At 64.5% G+C, this 16,974-nt stretch carries 17 protein-coding genes; 8 read left to right on the top strand and 9 right to left on the bottom strand.

Annotated features, from left to right (window positions below):
• The first annotated feature begins 18 nt into the window (after nucleotides 1–18).
• The 4 genes from L0V05_RS04540 (at nucleotide 19) to yddG (ending at nucleotide 3,367) form a co-directional block, all read left to right on the top strand.
• The gene (locus L0V05_RS04540; protein ID WP_234868895.1) at nucleotides 19–1,194 is read left to right on the top strand and encodes an acetyl-CoA C-acetyltransferase; all 1,176 of its coding nucleotides are present in this window, start codon (nucleotides 19–21) and stop codon (nucleotides 1,192–1,194) included.
• A gap of 10 nt (nucleotides 1,195–1,204) precedes the next feature.
• Nucleotides 1,205–1,597, top strand: a complete 393-nt coding sequence (locus tag L0V05_RS04535; protein ID WP_234868894.1) for a hypothetical protein — start codon at nucleotides 1,205–1,207, stop codon at nucleotides 1,595–1,597.
• A 100-nt stretch (nucleotides 1,598–1,697) separates the two neighbouring features.
• Complete coding sequence (phbB, locus tag L0V05_RS04530) at nucleotides 1,698–2,423, top strand: acetoacetyl-CoA reductase (protein WP_234868893.1); 726 nt, start codon at nucleotides 1,698–1,700, stop codon at nucleotides 2,421–2,423.
• An 86-nt stretch (nucleotides 2,424–2,509) separates the two neighbouring features.
• Nucleotides 2,510–3,367 (top strand): aromatic amino acid exporter YddG, encoded by an 858-nt coding sequence (yddG, locus tag L0V05_RS04525; RefSeq protein ID WP_234868892.1) that lies wholly within the window; start codon nucleotides 2,510–2,512, stop codon nucleotides 3,365–3,367.
• A gap of 6 nt (nucleotides 3,368–3,373) precedes the next feature.
• Here the strand turns inward: yddG and L0V05_RS04520 are convergent, their stop codons facing one another.
• The 3 genes from L0V05_RS04520 to L0V05_RS04510 form a co-directional block, all read right to left on the bottom strand.
• Nucleotides 3,374–3,541: a YdcH family protein gene (locus L0V05_RS04520; RefSeq protein ID WP_234868891.1), complete on the bottom strand. Its 168-nt coding sequence runs from the start codon at nucleotides 3,539–3,541 to the stop codon at nucleotides 3,374–3,376.
• A 96-nt stretch (nucleotides 3,542–3,637) separates the two neighbouring features.
• Nucleotides 3,638–4,399 carry a tRNA1(Val) (adenine(37)-N6)-methyltransferase gene (locus L0V05_RS04515; RefSeq protein ID WP_234868890.1) on the bottom strand — a complete coding sequence of 254 codons (762 nt, stop codon included), beginning with the start codon at nucleotides 4,397–4,399 and terminating at the stop codon, nucleotides 3,638–3,640.
• Nucleotides 4,399–4,614, bottom strand: a complete 216-nt coding sequence (locus L0V05_RS04510; RefSeq protein ID WP_234868889.1) for a putative signal transducing protein — start codon at nucleotides 4,612–4,614, stop codon at nucleotides 4,399–4,401. The genes L0V05_RS04515 and L0V05_RS04510 overlap by 1 nt, the downstream gene beginning before the upstream one ends.
• A gap of 56 nt (nucleotides 4,615–4,670) precedes the next feature.
• On the opposite strand from L0V05_RS04510, the gene L0V05_RS04505 reads away from it, so the two are divergent.
• The gene (locus tag L0V05_RS04505) at nucleotides 4,671–5,672 is read left to right on the top strand and encodes a polyprenyl synthetase family protein (protein ID WP_234868888.1); all 1,002 of its coding nucleotides are present in this window, start codon (nucleotides 4,671–4,673) and stop codon (nucleotides 5,670–5,672) included.
• A gap of 4 nt (nucleotides 5,673–5,676) precedes the next feature.
• Here L0V05_RS04505 and L0V05_RS04500 read toward each other — a convergent pair whose 3' ends face one another.
• The 3 genes from L0V05_RS04500 to L0V05_RS04490 all read right to left on the bottom strand — a co-directional run bounded on the left by L0V05_RS04500 (nucleotide 5,677) and on the right by L0V05_RS04490 (nucleotide 10,023).
• Nucleotides 5,677–6,522, bottom strand: a complete 846-nt coding sequence (locus L0V05_RS04500) for a 4-(cytidine 5'-diphospho)-2-C-methyl-D-erythritol kinase (protein WP_234868887.1) — start codon at nucleotides 6,520–6,522, stop codon at nucleotides 5,677–5,679.
• Nucleotides 6,512–8,266, bottom strand: coding sequence for a tetratricopeptide repeat protein (locus L0V05_RS04495; protein ID WP_234868886.1), 1,755 nt, complete (start codon nucleotides 8,264–8,266; stop codon nucleotides 6,512–6,514). Before L0V05_RS04495 ends, L0V05_RS04500 begins: the two co-directional genes overlap by 11 nt.
• A gap of 104 nt (nucleotides 8,267–8,370) precedes the next feature.
• Nucleotides 8,371–10,023, bottom strand: coding sequence for an electron transfer flavoprotein-ubiquinone oxidoreductase (locus tag L0V05_RS04490; protein ID WP_234868885.1), 1,653 nt, complete (start codon nucleotides 10,021–10,023; stop codon nucleotides 8,371–8,373).
• Between the two features lie 266 nt (nucleotides 10,024–10,289).
• Between L0V05_RS04490 and greA the strand changes: the two genes are divergently transcribed.
• Together greA and L0V05_RS04480 are read left to right on the top strand one after the other, a co-directional pair.
• Nucleotides 10,290–10,760, top strand: a complete 471-nt coding sequence (greA, locus tag L0V05_RS04485; protein ID WP_234868884.1) for a transcription elongation factor GreA — start codon at nucleotides 10,290–10,292, stop codon at nucleotides 10,758–10,760.
• A gap of 39 nt (nucleotides 10,761–10,799) precedes the next feature.
• Nucleotides 10,800–11,813 carry a hypothetical protein gene (locus L0V05_RS04480; RefSeq protein WP_234868883.1) on the top strand — a complete coding sequence of 338 codons (1,014 nt, stop codon included), beginning with the start codon at nucleotides 10,800–10,802 and terminating at the stop codon, nucleotides 11,811–11,813.
• Here the strand turns inward: L0V05_RS04480 and L0V05_RS04475 are convergent, their stop codons facing one another.
• From L0V05_RS04475 to L0V05_RS04465, 3 genes are all read right to left on the bottom strand, one after another.
• Entirely contained in the window at nucleotides 11,814–12,365 is a 552-nt protein-coding gene (locus L0V05_RS04475; RefSeq protein ID WP_234868882.1) for an NADPH-dependent FMN reductase, read from the bottom strand.
• A gap of 101 nt (nucleotides 12,366–12,466) precedes the next feature.
• A complete protein-coding gene (locus L0V05_RS04470; protein WP_234868881.1) occupies nucleotides 12,467–12,925 on the bottom strand; it encodes a GNAT family N-acetyltransferase in 459 nt (152 codons plus the stop codon).
• A complete protein-coding gene (locus L0V05_RS04465; RefSeq protein ID WP_234868880.1) occupies nucleotides 12,922–13,308 on the bottom strand; it encodes a GFA family protein in 387 nt (128 codons plus the stop codon). Before L0V05_RS04465 ends, L0V05_RS04470 begins: the two co-directional genes overlap by 4 nt.
• 182 nt (nucleotides 13,309–13,490) lie before the next feature.
• Here L0V05_RS04465 and smc point away from each other — a divergent pair, with 182 nt between their 5' ends.
• Nucleotides 13,491–16,946, top strand: coding sequence for a chromosome segregation protein SMC (gene smc, locus L0V05_RS04460; protein ID WP_234868879.1), 3,456 nt, complete (start codon nucleotides 13,491–13,493; stop codon nucleotides 16,944–16,946).
• The last annotated feature ends 28 nt before the right edge of the window (nucleotides 16,947–16,974 follow it).

Raw genomic sequence — 16,974 nt, 5'->3', positions numbered from 1 at the left:
AGGGAGAGGACTTCAGCCATGACCAATGTCGTAATCGTTTCGGCGGCGCGCACCGCTGTCGGAAGCTTCAACGGTTCCTTCGCGAACACTCCCGCTCACGAGCTTGGGGCCAAGGTCATCGAGGCCGTCGTCGAACGGGCCGGCATCGACAAGTCCGAGGTTTCGGAAACCATCCTGGGCCAGGTGCTGACCGCCGGTCAGGGCCAGAACCCGGCGCGCCAGGCCCATATCAACGCCGGCCTGCCCAAGGAAAGCTCAGCCTGGAGCCTCAACCAGGTCTGCGGATCGGGCCTGCGGGCGGTGGCGCTTGCCGCCCAGCACGTCCAGCTTGGCGATGCGGCGATCGTCGTCGCCGGCGGCCAGGAAAGCATGAGCCTGTCGCCCCATGTCGCGCATCTGCGTGCGGGCACAAAGATGGGCGACATGAAGTTCGTCGACTCGATGATCAAGGATGGACTGTGGGATGCCTTCAACGGCTATCACATGGGCCAGACCGCCGAGAACGTCGCCGCCCAGTGGCAGATCAGCCGCGACATGCAGGACGAATTCGCCGTCGGCAGCCAGAACAAGGCGGAAGCGGCGCAGAAGGCCGGCAAGTTCAAGGACGAGATCGTGCCGTTCGTGATCTCGACCCGGAAAGGCGACATCACGGTGGATAGCGACGAATACATCCGTCACGGCGCGACGATCGAGGCGATGCAGAAGCTGAAACCGGCCTTCACCAAGGACGGCAGCGTCACCGCCGCCAATGCCAGCGGTCTGAACGACGGCGCCGCGGGCGTGCTGTTGATGAGCGAGGCCGAGGCGGCAAAGCGCGGGCTGAAGCCGCTGGCACGCATCGCCTCCTACGCGACGGCGGGGCTTGATCCCTCGGTCATGGGGGTCGGTCCGATCTATGCAAGCCGCAAGGCGCTGGAGAAGGCAGGCTGGAAGGTTGGCGATCTTGATCTTGTGGAAGCCAACGAAGCCTTCGCGGCCCAGGCCTGCGCGGTGAACAAGGATATGGGCTGGGATCCGGCGATCGTGAACGTCAACGGCGGCGCGATTGCGATTGGCCACCCGATTGGCGCGTCGGGCGCGCGCATCCTGAACACGCTCCTGTTCGAGATGCAGCGCAGCGGTGCCAACAAGGGCCTGGCCACGCTGTGCATCGGCGGCGGCATGGGTGTTGCCATGTGCCTGGAACGTGCCTGACCGCAGGCGATTGACCGCGATCCGGTTGGCGCCCGCCGTTGTTGCGGCGGGTTTCCCGGCTCTCGCCGAAACCGCGCCCGAGCCACCGCTCTGGGCTCTGCTGGCCGAATGCAGCGCGGTTTTCGAGGCGGTCGGGCAGGCTGATGGCTATGCTGGCACGACCGAACAGCAGCGGTCTGATGCGGCGTTCGTCGCCGCATCCTTCCTGACCGAAGCGGAAAAGGAAGCCGCCGCGGCCGGACAGGCCGATCCGAAGGCAGATGTAGCCTCGATTATGGGCTATCTGCGCGAACGCTGGTCCAACCGGTCTGAAAAGCTGCTGGCCCTGCCATCCAACATGAAATGGATCGACTATTGCGGTGCCCTTGGGCGTCAGCGCGGCATCCTGCCCCTGCGGCAATGATGCTCACCGTCCGGGTTGAATTTGTTGCGCAACATTGTTGCGACGCATAAAGCCTTTCGGTAACAGTCTTGCGAGAAACGCCAAAGCGGAGGAGTAGAACATGGCAAGAGTGGCATTGGTGACGGGGGGGTCGCGCGGGATCGGCGCGGCGATCTCGATAGCCCTGAAGGCGGCGGGATACTCCGTGGCGGCAAACTATGCTGGCAATGATGAGGCAGCCGCGGCTTTCACCAAGGAGACAGGGATCAAGACCTACAAGTGGTCGGTGGCCGACTATGACGCTTGCGCGGCCGGCATCAAGCAGGTCGAGGCTGATCTTGGCCCTGTCGATATCCTGGTGAACAATGCAGGCATCACCCGCGATGCCATGTTCCACAAGATGACGCCCCAGCAGTGGAAGGAAGTCATCGACACGAACCTGACCGGGCTGTTCAACATGACCCATCCGCTTTGGGGTGGCATGCGTGACCGCAAGTTCGGGCGGGTCATTTCGATCAGTTCGATCAACGGCCAGAAGGGCCAGGCCGGCCAGGCCAACTATTCGGCCGCCAAGGCCGGCGACCTGGGCTTCACCAAGGCTCTGGCGCAGGAAGGTGCGCGCGCCGGCATCACAGTCAATGCGATCTGCCCCGGTTACATCGCGACCGAAATGGTGAAAGCGATCGACGAGAAAGTGCTGAACGAGCGGATCATCCCGCTGATCCCGGTGGGCCGCCTGGGCGAGCCGGAGGAAATCGCGCGCATCGTGGTGTTCCTCGCGTCCGATGAAGCGGGCTTCATCACCGGCTCGACGATCAGCGCAAACGGCGGCCAGTTCGTCGTCTGAACCTTGTTCCAGGATTTTGGCGGAAGGCCCGCATTTCGCGGGCCTTTTTGCTTGCCGCGGCGCGCAGGTTCGGTTGAATGCCGGCGATGTCGCAACGCAACGCCACCCTTGTCGGCTTTACCGCCGTCCTGCTCTGGTCGCTCCTGGCCCTCTTTACGGTTGGCTCGGCGCCTGTCCCCCCATTCCAACTGGCGGCGTTGACCTTTGCCGTCGGCGGCACTCTCGGCCTTATCTGGACTATCGCCACCCGGCAGGGTGCAGTCCTGCGAACCGTCGGGTGGCAGGTCTTCGTCTTCGGAACGGCGGGTCTGTTCGGCTATCACGCGCTCTATTTCTCGGCGCTGCGGTTGGCGCCGGCGGCGGAAGCCGGGCTGATCTCTTACCTCTGGCCCTTGTTCATCGTGCTGATGTCGGGGCTGTTACCAGGCGAGCGGCTTAAACCGCTTCACGTCGCCGGGGCGCTTCTGGCTTTTGGTGGCGCTGCCTTGATCGTGCTGCGGGGGGCTGGGGGCATTTCGGGCGAGGCAGTGCCGGGGCTGGGGCTGGCCTTTCTCTGCGCCTTGACTTGGTCGACCTATTCGGTTGTCTCGCGGCGCTTCGGGGACGTGCCTACGGCGAGCGTCACCATCTTTTGCCTGGCAACAGCCGCCCTGTCGGCGCTGGCGCATCTGGTCTTCGAACAGACCGTCTGGCCCACAACTGCGGCCGGATGGCTGAGCATTCTTGCGCTCGGCCTCGGGCCGGTCGGGCTGGCCTTCTATACGTGGGATATCGGTGTCAAGCGCGGGAATATCCAGTTGCTCGGCGTTGCGTCCTATGCCGCACCGCTGCTCTCGACACTCGCACTGGTTGCGGCGGGTGTTACCGAGCCGTCGACCATATTGCTGATTTCTGCGGCACTTATCGCCGCAGGGGCGGCGCTGGCGGCCCGCGCCAGCGCCTGAAAGCCATCACGCCTGCATCAGGCGGGCGATCTCTTCCTTTATCTTTAGTTTTTGCTTCTTCAGTTCCGCGATCTTCAGATCGTCGGCCCCGGGACTGCGCTGATCTCGTTCGACCTGTTCAGAAAGGATCTCGTGCTTGCGGCGAAGTTCCTGCAGGTGCGAAGTGATCGACATATTCGTCCTCCATCAGTTGCAATGTCATAAGTGCATCACAAAGCCCGAGTCGTGTCACGCAATCTTGGGCCGCTTCGGCGAATGCCCGCGCAACTTTCAGTGAAAACTTTGGTCGATCCCTTCACCATTCCGTAGGACAGAGCGCGCAAGCGGGGTGAAGCTGTCGCGGTCTCCGTCATGCGCGGCGCCTTCATGCAGAAGCAGGGGCGCAAGAAGCCGGAACGCGGCCCGGCCACCCTTTCGGGCGCGCAAGATGATGCGGCCGGCCGGGCGATCCGAACGGGCCTGCAGGGGCAGTACGGCAAGCGATCCAAGCCTGCCGTCCACTGCGTTCAGCAACTCGGGCAGACGGTCCACCGACTGTATGACCGTCAGCCAGCCGCCGGGAGCAAGCCGGCGCGTCGCCGCGTCGATCCAGGCAGCAAGCGGCGTTTCTTCCCGAAGCGCCGCTTCGCGGCCCGGATCGCGGGCCGGGGTGCCGCCCCCGGGAGGATAATAGGGGGGATTGGCGATGACGTGGTCGAAGGCGATCCGCAACGGTTCGGGTATTTGCGTCAGGTCGCCCTCGGTCACGGTAAGGTCGATGGCGTTGCGCTGGGCGTTACGGCGGGCAAGATCAGCATAGTCGGGTTGGCGCTCGAGCCCGTGCAGGGTCAGTCCGCCGATCCGGTGGCCAAGGCAAAGAATTGCCACCCCGGCGCCGCAGCCCAGTTCAAGCACGCTGTCACCCGGCTCTGCCGGACAGGCCGCCGCCAGAAAGACCGGGTCAGTCGCAGCCCGGTAGCCGGAGATCGGCTGGAGAACCCGCAGTCTACTGTCCAGAAACCCGTCTTCTGTCAGTTCGGCATCGGAGAACATCACAGTCCCCGGGGGATATCGTTGTCTTCAAGCACGCGGCAGGCGCGGTAGAAATCGCTGTCCTTTACCATGAGGCGCCGCGGCAATATGCCAAGCGATCCTTCGAGGATGCTCATGTGGACGTCCATCTGAAAGACGGCTATATCCTCACCGTCGAGAAGGGCCGAAGCAAAGGCGATGACCGTCGGGTCGCTGCTGCGCAAAAGCTCTTTCATGTCGAAGGACATAGTCGGCGATCCGGGGGCTGTCGAGGAATACTGACAGGGCGGTCATGGGATTGGACGAAGTGAAGGTGAAGCCGCACGAGCGGCTGGGCCGTTGGCTTGCGGAAGACATGGACGGCGTGAACGACATGATCCGGAAACGGATGGTGTCAGAACATGCGCCGCGCATTCCGGAAGTTACCGCGCATCTGGTCGAGGCGGGCGGCAAGAGATTGCGCCCGATGCTGACGCTCGCAGCGGCGCGGCTCTGTGGCTATGCGGGGCCCTATCACGTCCACCTGGCCGCGACGGTGGAGTTTATCCATACCGCGACGCTTCTTCATGACGATGTCGTCGACGAAAGCCAGCGCCGCCGTGGCCGGCCTACGGCCAACCTTTTGTGGGACAACAAGTCCAGCGTACTGGTCGGGGACTACCTCTTCGCCCGCGCCTTCCAGCTGATGGTCGAGCCGGGCAACCTGCGGGTTCTCAACATCCTGTCGAACGCCGCAGCCGTCATTGCAGAAGGTGAGGTGCTGCAGCTGACCGCCGCCCAGGATCTGCGCACAGACGAGTCGATCTATCTTCAGGTGATCCGCGGCAAGACCGCCGCGCTGTTCTCGGCCGCGACAGAAGCAGGCGCTGTCGTTGCCGGCGCGACCGAAGAACAGGTCATCGCGCTCCGGGATTACGGCGATGCGCTTGGCATTGCCTTCCAGATTGCCGACGACCTGCTCGATTACGGCGGCAACAGCACCGAGATCGGCAAGAACACCGGAGACGACTTTCGCGAGCGGAAGCTGACTCTTCCGGTAATCAAGGCGGTCGCTGCGGCTGATGCGGCCGAACGCGCCTTCTGGGAGCGGGTCATCGAAAAGGGCGACCAGCGCGAAGGTGACTTGGACGCTGCCATCGCGATCCTGAAGCGGCGCGGCGCACTCGATGCGGCCCGGGCCGACGCGTTCGCCTGGACGGCAAAGGCCAAGGCGGCCATGAGCCGCCTGCCGGACCACCCCTTGCGCGAGATGCTTGAGGATCTTGCCGACTATGTGGTGTCGCGGCTTAACTGAGGCGCTAAGAGCGCAGCAGGGGCGCCGGTGCGACCCACCAGCCGGGATGGTCCTGTTGTAGTCTGCCCGCGGCAGCGCTCGCCTCTGCCGCGTCCTCGAACAGGCCGAAGCACGTCGCCCCCGACCCTGACATCCGTGCGACAAGGCAACCGGGCTGTGCAGCGAGTGCTGCCTTCACATCGGCGATGACCGGCAGAAGCCGGATCGCAGCCGCCTCCATGTCGTTGCGCTGGCCAATCAGGAATGCCGCCAGGCCGGCGGCATCTGGCCAATCCGGCAGCCGGTCAGGCATGGGCGGATTGTCACGCCGCTCAAGCGCGGCAAAGACGGCCGGGGTCGAGACGGCGACGCCCGGGTTTGCAAGAACCAGCCACGCCTGCGGCAAGGGCGCCGCCAACGGCTCGACGATCTCGCCAACGCCGCTCATGCGCGCCGGGCGTCCGTCCAGACAGACCGGCACGTCGGCGCCAAGGGAAAGGACACGTCCACTATCGGGCAACGGCAGTGTCCAGAGTTCGGCCAAGGCGCGCAGCGTAGCGGCTGCATCCGCCGAGCCCCCGCCGATCCCCGAGGCAACGGGCAGGCGTTTTGTCAGACGCAATGCAGCGCCCATGTTGGGCGCCAGGAGCCGGGCCGCACGAAGCACCAGGTTATCCTCGCCTGCCGACAGACCCGCAGCCATAGGACCGTCGATGCGCAGCGACAGCTGATCTGCGCGGCCGGCTGTGACCGTGTCGCCGACCCCGGCAAATGCCACGAGACTGTCCAGAAGGTGATAGCCATCGGCGCGACGGCCGGTGATGTGAAGGGTCAGGTTGATCTTGGCGGGGGCGAAGGCGTCAATTGCCATCGTCAGCGGGGGGCTCTTCTTCCGAGACCCCCTCGTCGGCGGGCAGCACGATCGGGTTCTCGGGTGGCGCCACCGCCTGCAATGGCTTTGCGCCTTCCTCCTTCAGCACGGCATCAAGACCGATTTCGATCTTGCGCTGGATGCGCTTCGCCTGCTCTTCGGTCGGGTCATAGGACAGGGCGCGCTGCCATTGGTAGCTTGCCTCGCGGGTGCGCCCGACGGCCCAGTAGACATCGCCCAGATGGTCGGTCACCGTCGGCTCGACGGGTTCCAGAAGCGAGGCGTGTTCCTGGATAGGCAGCGCCTCCTGATAGCGGCCCAAGGTGAAAAGAGCCCAGGACAAGCTGTCGACGATGTAGCCGCTTTGCGGTTCCAGCGAGACCGCCTTCTGGATCATCGCGAGCGCTTCATCGAGGTTGATGTTCCGCTCGACCATGGAATAGCCGAGGTAGTTCAGAACCTGAGGCTGATCGGGATTCAGCTTGAGCGCCGCGCGAAAATCAGCATCGGCCTTGTCGAAGTTCTTGGTTCGCTCGTTGGCGATGCCACGACTGTAGTACAGGCCCCAATAGCGCGGTTCCGGCTCGGTGATCTGGGCAATGGCCTTGTCATATGTTGCAGCGGCTTCTGCGAACTGCTCATTCCGACGCAGGGCGTCGCCAAGCGCGACATTGACCACGATCAGATCGGTGCCTTTCGCCAGTTCCTTCAGATCCTTGATCGCCTGAACCGCGTCGCCCTTGGCTTCGGTCGCCTCAGCGATGCCGATGACCGCCGCGTAATGGGCGGGATTGTCTGCCGGCACGGTCTTGTAGGCTGCGATCGCCAGATCGTACTGCTTCTGCGCCTGAAGCAGCGCGCCGCTCATCAGGATGGCGTCGATGTGATCGGGGCGCAAATAGGCAGCGGTGCGGCTGTAAACCAGAGTTTCACTGTTGGCGGCCTGGCCGTTCATCGCAGCAGCGACCGTGTAGAACACTTCGGCAAAGCCGTCTGTCGCATTGCGGACAACGTCGAATGACAAGGTCTTTCCGGCCTTCAGGTCCGCAATGATCAAGTCGACCATGGGGTCCTGCCCGGTGCCGAAATTCTCTTCCAGAACCTTGATGGCATCGTCCTTGCGCTCAAGCTGGCTCAGAATCTCGGCGCGGGCGATGACGCCGCGGCGCATGACCTGCAGCTTGGGGTCCGACAGGATCTTGTCGGCATTCTCGAAATCGCCGACTGCCGCCAGTGCCAGGGCCTTGTGGTACAGCCCGAATGCCTCAAGCCCCTTGGTGGCGGCGATCTTGTCAAACCCTGCAAGCGCATCCGACATCCGCCCCGCACCGAGTTCGGCCCAGGCGGCATTCAGCGCGTCGACTGCGGGATTGATCACTTCGCCGGCCTTTAGCCCGCTCAGATACCCCTCGAACGCGCCGCGTTTGGCATCCTCGGCGGCAAGCACGATAGCCTGGCTGCGGGTCTTCAGCCCGCTTCGCTTCATCTGTTCGGCGATCGTGATGGCCGGATCGAACTGACCGAGAGAGATCTGCCCGACCAGCGCGCCTTCCAACAGCATTATGTTCGTGGGATCGGAGATTATCGCGCGGGTGAACCATGTCACCGCATCCTCGTAGTCCGCCGCTATCACGGCACTGCGCGCCGCCAGATATGCGCCTGCGTCAGGTTCTGCCGCCGCCAGCGAATGCGGGAGGGCACCTAGCGCCAGACAAAGGGCGATCAACGGGCGGGGCAAAGGCAAGGGCAATCTCCGTCTGCTTTGCTGGGAAGCTAGCCTTGCCTCTGCGCCATGTCCATGAGGGCGGCCCGCTGACGGGGCAAGTTGGGCCGCACCTCGCGCAAATGTCACATGTTGGGATAGTTTGGCCCGTCGCCACCCTGGGGGGTCGTCCAGGTGATGTTCTGGCTTGGGTCCTTGATGTCGCAGGTCTTGCAGTGGACGCAGTTCTGGAAGTTGATCCGGAAGGTGGCTTCGGCACCTTCTCCCAGCACCTCGTATACCCCTGCCGGGCAATAACGCTGCGCCGGCTCGGCAAATTCCGGAAGGTTAACTCGGATCGGAATCGACGGATCCTTCAGTTTAAGGTGCGCGGGCTGGCTTTCTTCGTGGTTGGTGAAGCTGAAGGCGACGTTGGTCAGCCTGTCGAAGGTCAGCACACCATCCGGCTTGGGATAGTCGATCGGCTTGAAGTCCTTCGCCTTGCCAGTCGCGGCCGCGTCGGTCTTGCCGTGCTTGACCGTCCCGAAGAGTGACAGCCCGAAGAGGTTGTTCGTCCACATGTCGAGCCCGCCAAGTGCCAAGGACGCGGTCAGGCCCCATTTCGACCAGATCGGCTTGACGTTGCGAACCCGCTTCAGGTCCTTGCCGATCGGGCCCGACCGCACCTCGGCCTCGTAGTCGGCCAGCACGTCGCCCGACCGCCCGGCCTTGATCGCAGAATGGGCCGCTTCGGCCGCCGCCTTGCCCGAGAGCATGGCATTGTGGTTGCCCTTGATCCGCGGCACGTTGACCAGCCCCGCTGAGCAGCCGAGCAGCGCCATGCCCGGCGCCACCATCGTCGGGATCGACTGCCAGCCGCCCTCGCTGATCGCCCGCGCGCCATAGGCCACGCGCTTGCCGCCCTTCAGAAGCTCGGCCACCATCGGGTGCTGCTTCAGGCGCTGGAATTCGGCGTAGGGGTAAAGGTAGGGGTTGGCGTAGTTCAGATGGACCACGAAACCGATGAACACCTGATTGTTCTCGGCGTGGTAGATGAACGACCCGCCGCCGGCATTCGACCCAAGCGGCCAGCCCATCGTATGGGTGACCGTGCCTTCGTGGTGCTTGGCAGGGTCGATTTCCCAGATTTCCTTCATACCGATGCCGTACTTCTGCGGCTCGTGACCCTTGGTCAGGTCGTATTTTGCGATCACTTCCTTGGACAGCGAACCGCGCACGCCTTCCGACAGGAACACGTACTTGCCGCGCAGCTCCATGCCCGGCTCATAGGACGGGCCCGGCGTGCCGTCGGCATTCTTGCCGAACTCGCCCGCAACCACCCCCTTCACCTCGCCGTTGTCGCCATAGACCAGTTGCGAGCAGGACATGCCGGGGAAGATCTCGACGCCGAGCGCCTCGGCCTGGGTAGCCAGCCAGCGGCAGACATTACCCATCGAGACGATGTAGTTGCCGTGGTTGCTCATCAGCGGCGGCATCGGCCAGTTCGGGATACGAAGACCGCCCGCCGGGCCGAGGAGATAGAAGTTGTCCGACTTGACCTCGGTCCTGATCGGAGCGCCCCTCTCGCGCCAATCCGGGATCAGCGCATCAAGACCCGATGGATCGAGCACGGCACCCGACAGGATATGCGCGCCGACCTCCGACCCCTTTTCCAGCAGCACGACCGAAAGATCAGGATCTAGCTGCTTCAGGCGGATCGCCGCAGAGAGGCCGGAAGGCCCCGCGCCCACGATGACAACATCGTAGTCCATTCCTTCGCGGACGATCCCGTCGCTCATGTCTCTTCCCCTCTGGCCTGTCGCGCGTTCAAGCTGGATTTTCCCGGCATCGGCTTTGCCCGAATGCCGGGGCGGGGTCAACCGTGACGCAACATCATTGCGCGCTGCTCCCCCAATCGCGACCGAAGACTGCGCAATGGCGGCGTTTACGGCTTTGGCCTCAACCTCTTGCATTTGCCGCGGGGCTGGGGTCAGGTGTGCTCTGACGCTGCCACAACGCCGTGGTCCACCCGGACCGGGGCGTTCTTCATTTCAAGTTGAGGCCGATGGAAAAGATCCCGATGACCCGCGGCGGCTTTGCCGCGCTCGATGAAGAGTTGAAGACGCTGAAGACGGTCGAGCGCCCCTCTGTCATCCGCGCCATTGCCGAGGCGCGGGAACATGGCGACCTGTCGGAAAACGCCGAGTACCATGCCGCACGGGAGCGTCAGAGCTTCATCGAGGGCCGGATCAAGGAACTCGAAGGCATCCTCTCGCTGGCCGATGTCATTGATCCGACCAAGCTGTCCGGGCCGATCAAGTTCGGCGCGACCGTAACTCTGCTTGACGAGGACAGCGAGGAAGAGAAGACCTATCAGATCGTCGGCGAAGCCGAAGCGGATATCGAGCGGGGCCTGCTGAACATCCGCTCGCCGCTCGCCCGCGCGCTGATCGGCAAGGACGAAGGCGATTCCGTCGAGGTGCGGACCCCCGGCGGCGAGCGCAGCTACGAGGTGGTGAGTATCCGCTACGTCTGAGGCGATTGCAGGCGGCGGACCGGGGAACGGGACGGCACGATGACCGAAGAGAATCAGGACAAGCCCCTGGACCTTGGGCTGTATGGCAAGTCCGACGCGCGGGTACCTTTGTCTGCTCCCGAAATGGCGGCCGCGGGGCTGTGCCTTATCTGGGCGGTATCGGTCGCCATCTATTTCGTCCTGAAGCCGTCCGAAGGCGGCGCGCTTGGCATCGTCCTTGCGCTTCTGGTCGTGCTTCTGCCGATAGCGCTGATCTGGGTGGTCGTGACCACCTCCCGCTCGATCCGGGTTCTTCGCGACGAAGCGGCGCGACTGCAGGCTGCGGTTGATGCGATGCGCCATGCCTACGTGCAGCAAAGTCAGTCTGCCGCGGCTGGTGCCAGGCCATCAGTCGAAAAGAAACTGGACGAGATCGCCCGGCAGACCGAAACGGCGCTCGCGACCTTTACCTCGCGCCGGGATCCGGCGCAGTCGCAGCCTTCGGCCGACCAGAAGGCGGCTCTGGTTACACCGTCCCGCCCTGCGGCACAGGATGAACAGCCCACGCTTGCGCTCGGCACACCGGCCGAGGATCTTCGGCCTCCACTGTCGATCTCGGATTTCATCAAGGCATTGAACTTCCCCGAGACCGCCGAGGACAAGGCGGGGTTCCGGGCGCTTCGGCTGGCGCTGGAAGATCGCAATACGTCGAAGCTCATCCGTGCCGCGCAGGACGTGCTGACGCTGCTCAGCCAGGATGGAATCTACATGGACGACCTCAAGCCCGACCGGGCAAAGCCCGAGGTCTGGCGGCGATTCGCACAGGGTGAGCGTGGCCGCAACATCGGCGCGCTTGGCGGCGTACGCGACCGGTCGAGTCTTGCCCTTTCGGCGGGGCGGATGCGCGAGGACACGATCTTTCGCGATGCCGCGCACCATTTCCTGCGCCAGTTCGACAAGACCTTTCAGGACTTCGAAAAGAACGCCACGGACGCCGAGATCATCGAACTGTCCGAAACCCGGACGGCCCGTGCCTTCATGCTGCTTGGCCGGGTGACGGGGATATTCGACTGATTACGCCCGGCGCTTTTCGGCTTCTGCTTTCAGGATCGCCATAAGATCGCTCAATTGCTTGACATAGTAGGGGTCGGACAGATGCCCCTGCGCGTCGAAGGCATTCGAGGAATCGGCCACGATCACCTCTGGCAAGGGCAGGATCATCGCGCGCGATGTCGCCATGGACAGGCGCAGCGCGAATTGCGATCTGGCGCCGCCCGTCCGCCCGTCGGCCGCCGACATGATCGCCACAGGTTTGTCGCGCCAAACGCCACCCTTTGTCCGGCTGACCCAGTCCAGCGCATTCTTCAGCACGCCGGGAATGGAGCGGTTGTATTCGGGCGTCGCGATAATGACGGCATCGGCCGCCTTGATCTGGTCGGCCAGGCGTTGGGCTTCGGCAGGGATTCCCTGAGCATCCTCTAGGTCGCCGTCATAGAGCGGCAGGCGCAGGTCGCCTTCGATGTGATTCGCCGGCCCGAACAGGCGCCGCGCTTCTGCCAGCAGCTTGCGGTTGGTAGAGCCGCTGCGCAGGGCGCCGGCAATGCCTAGAATGGTCAGATCGGTCATTCGTTTCCCCGTTCGATGCCGCCAATACCTACGCTGCTTTGGCCCAAGGGCAAGGGTCACCCGCGGCGGATAAGCTGAAGGTCGGCCGGCCACCGCTTCTGTCAGACGGCCTTGCGGAAGGTGAGAGATGTCGGCCGGTCGAAGCCGGGATGCGCCGTGGTCCCGGTTTGGGTAAAGCCCATGGCGCGGAAAGCGGCGTGGTTTTCGGTCAGTTCAATGCGGGTCTGCAGTTCCAGCCAGGTGAGACCCTGCTCACGCGCCCGGATGGCTGCCGTTTCCAGCAAGAGCCGCGCCAGCCCCTGCTGGCGCGCGCTTTCGGCGACCGCGAGCTTTCCGATGTAAATCGCGTCACCCTTCCGCGTCAGGAACACTGAAGCGACTGGCGGATCACCGATCACCCAGATCTCACCGGCCTGCGCCTGCCGCTCTATATCTTTCGAAGTCAGCCTGTGGATCGAGGACGGCGGATCGACGCGCCCGTCCATGCCGGCAAAGGCGGTGGAAATCAGGTCGCGCAAGCCACTCCAGTCGTAGGGAGCCTTAACCTGGACGGGCTTCATTTGCGCGGCAGGCCATCGGCGAGGATGATCCAAGGCACATGTTCAGACCAGTGAACATGGACTTCCGGCTCGTACGCTTGCGGCTCGTCCAGGGTCGCCGCGTAGAAGTGCATCTCGCCCGGAAACCCCTCGGCGCAATAGGCCATCTGGCTGCCGCAGGTCGGGCAGAAGAACCGCTCGACACCGGGTGATGAGACAAAGCGTCTTGGCGTCTGGCCTATCCATTCCCAATGCCCATCGGCGATACCGAAGAACGATGTGAAACCCGAAGCAGTCGCGCGTCGGCAGCTTTCGCAATGACAATGTGCCTGCCACAGAGGCGCGGCATCGGCGCGATAGCGGATGGCACCGCAAAGACAATGGCCGGTGATGGGCGGGGTCATGGCGCTCTCCTGTCCGAACAGGAAAGGCATCGGCCTGACAAAGGTCAAGCGGCAGTCCGGGGCCGCAATATGTTGGGGAAAAGCAGCGTCCCCGCCACATATGGTGGTGAGGATCGGATTGACTCGGCTTCCCTCGCCGTCGAGCATGCAGGTTCGGAAGGAATCATCGGAAGGATGCGCGATTGCGCTTCACGCGCCTCAGGCTGAACGGGTTCAAGAGCTTCGTCGATCCGACGGATCTCATCATCCATGACGGCCTGACAGGTGTCGTGGGCCCGAATGGCTGCGGCAAGTCGAACCTGCTTGAAGCACTCCGTTGGGTGATGGGCGAGAACCGGCCGACTGCGATGCGCGGCGGCGGGATGGAGGACGTGATCTTTGCCGGGGCGGCCACCCGCCCGGCCCGCAACTTTGCCGAAGTGTCGCTCATCATCGACAATGCCGAGCGGCTGGCGCCCTCGGGGTTCAATGATCAGGATGCGATCGAGATCGTTCGCCGGATCACGCGCGATGCCGGATCTGCCTACAAGGCCAACGGCAAGGATGTGCGCGCTCGCGATGTACAAATGCTGTTCGCCGATGCCTCGACCGGGGCCCAGTCACCCGCGCTGGTCCGGCAGGGTCAGATCTCCGAACTCATCAACGCCAAGCCCAAGAACCGCCGCCGCATTCTGGAAGAGGCAGCAGGCATCTCGGGCCTTTACCAGCGGCGGCACGAGGCAGAGCTGAAGCTGCAGGCGACCGAACAGAACCTTGCACGTGTGGACGATGTCCTCGAGCAACTGTCGTCGCAGCTTGCCACTCTGGCCCGGCAAGCCCGGCAAGCGGCCCGGTATCGCGAGATCGGCGAGGAATTGCGCCGCGCCGAGGGAATGCTGCTGTTTCGGCGTTGGCGTGAGGCTGATCAGGCCCGGGCCGAGGCGGAAACCGCTCTTCGCGAGCGCATGCTCTCTGCCTCTCAGGCGGAGGCAGCAGCTCGGGCTGCGTCAAAGCGCCGGTCCGAAGCCGAGGACATCCTTCCTCCCCGGCGCGAGGAAGAGGCAATCGCGGCCGCGATCCTGCAGCGGTTGATCGTGCAGCGCGATCAGCTGAACGACCAGGAAGCACAGGCCCTCAGCCGGATCGAGACGCTGCGCAGCCGGATCGAACAGCTCGGTCGCGACATCGAGCGCGAAGCGGGGCTGAACCGCGACGCAGGCGAGACGATCGCCCGGCTGGATTGGGAGCAGACCCAGATCGCCAAGGCGCATGAAGGCCATGATGAGCGCGTGGCCGAGGCGGCAGAGACTGCGCGCGAAGCGGCTGCGATCCTGTCGGAGCGTGAAGGATCCCTGTCCGAGGTGACCGAGGATGTTGCGCGCTTGGCGGCCCGTCATCAGTCGGCGCAGCGCTTGCTGACCGATACCCGCGCGACCGTCCAGAAGGCAGAAGGAGAGGCTGGCCGTGCCCGTGAGGCGGTCGAAGCGGCAACCGAGGCGCTGGAGCGCTCGGCTGAGGCCTTTGTCACCGCCGAGGAGGCGCAGGAAGAGGCACAGCGTCTGGCCGAGGAAACCGAGGCCGCGCTTTCCGAGGCCGAAGAAGCCCGCGCCGCCACCCAGGGCCGCGAGGCCGAGGCCCGAGCCGCCCGCTCTGAGGCAGAGGGTGAGGCAAATGCGCTGAGGGCCGAGGTAGCCGCGCTGGCCAAGCTGATGGAACGCGAGGCCAAGGCCGGATCTCAGGTGCTTGACAGGGTGCAGGTGACCCCGGGCTATGAAAAGGCGCTTGGCGCCGCCCTGGCCGACGATCTGCGTGCGCCCGAAGTCGATGCGGCAGCCCGTTCGGGATGGGCTGGCCTCCCGGACTACGATGCCCCGCAGGCGCTGCCCGCTGGTGCGGACCCGCTATCTGATCATGTCGAGGTGCCTGCCGTCCTCCGTCGCCGCATCGGACAGATCGGTCTGGTTGCGCGCGACGATGGCGCGCGCCTGCAACCGGCGCTTCGGCCAGGGCAGCGGCTTGTCAGCCTGGAGGGTGATCTCTGGCGGTGGGACGGTTTTCGCGCGGCAGCCGAAGATGCGCCCTCCGCGGCCGCTTTGCGCCTGCAACAGCTCAATCGGCTGGTTGCGCTGAAGCGCGATCTGGAAGAGGTCTCGGCCCGCGCCGAAGGGGCCCGCCAAGCGCATGAGTCGCTGCAAAAGCGGCTGGCCGACCTTGCACGCGCCGACCAGATGGCGCGTGACGCCCGCCGCTCGGCCGACATGCGTCTGACTGAGGCTAACCGGGCGCTGGCGCGGGCTGAGGCCGATCGTTCCATCGCCGGAGGCAAGCTTGAAGCCGCACGTCTGGCTGTGTCGCGGTTCGAGGACGAGGCTATGTCGGCCCGTGCCGCCCTGCGCGAGGCTGAGTCTGCTGTCGAGGCGCTGCCCGATCTCGACGCCGCTCGCGCCGGGGTCGAGCAGGTCAAGACAGCCGTCGAGGCCGCGCGTATCGCGATGATGTCGCGGCGCTCCGCCCATGACGAGCTCCGCCGCGAAGGCGAGGCCCGCGTGCGGCGGCGGCAGGAGATCACCAAGGAGGTCTCTGGCTGGCGCCACCGTCTGGACACTGCCGAGAAGCGTAGCGCTGAGCTTGCGGAACGGCGGGCCGAGACCGAGGAGCAGCTGGAAGAGGCGGGTGCGGCTCCCGAGGAAATTGCGATCAAGCGTGAAGAACTGTCGGATGCGATCGCCGCCGCCGAGACCCGCCGCAACGCTGCCGCCGATGCCCTTGCTGCGGCCGAGACCGCCCTGCGCGAAGCCCAGATCGCCGAGCGCGAGGCCGAGCGGCTGGGCGGTGAAGCGCGTGAAGCCCGGGCGAGGGCGGAGGCCCGTGCCGAAGCTGCAAGGACGGCAGTGGATTACGCAGCAGAGCGCATTCGTGAGGAAACGGAGCAATCGCCCGATCAGCTGCTCGAGGGCCTGAAGGCCGCGCCTGACACTATGCCCGACGCAGCGACGCTTGATGCCGAGGTGAACCGCCTGAAACGCCAGCGCGAGGCATTGGGTGCGGTAAACCTGCGCGCCGAGGAAGACGCTAAGGCGGTGCAGGAGGAACACGATACCCTCAAGGGCGAGAAGGACGATCTGGAAGAGGCGATCAAGCGCCTTCGCTCGGGCATTTCGGGTCTCAACCGTGAAGGGCGGGAGCGGTTGCTGACTGCCTTCGAGCAGGTGAACGCCAACTTCGCGACGCTCTTTACCCATCTGTTCGGTGGCGGCGAAGCGCGGCTGGTTCTGGTCGAATCCGACGACCCGCTCGAGGCGGGGCTGGAGATCATGTGCCAGCCGCCGGGCAAGAAGCTCTCGACGTTGTCACTCCTGTCCGGAGGCGAGCAGACCCTGACGGCGCTGGCGCTGATCTTCGGGGTGTTCCTGGCCAACCCCGCGCCGATCTGCGTGCTCGATGAGGTCGACGCGCCTCTGGACGACGCGAACGTCACGCGTTTCTGCGATCTGATGGATGAGATGACCCGGCGGACCGAGACGCGCTTTCTCGTCATAACGCACCACGCGGTGACGATGGCGCGGATGGACCGGCTGTTCGGTGTCACGATGGTCGAGCAGGGCGTGAGCCAACTGGTCAGCGTCGACCTTAAGAAGGCCGAGGCGCTGGTCGCCTGACGCGCTGACACGCAAGGTTCGCTTGGCC

This window comes from Alitabrizicola rongguiensis (assembly GCF_021491355.1).
Lineage (GTDB): Bacteria > Pseudomonadota > Alphaproteobacteria > Rhodobacterales > Rhodobacteraceae > Aliitabrizicola > Aliitabrizicola rongguiensis.
This window is presented reverse-complemented; position numbering and strand designations above follow the sequence as displayed.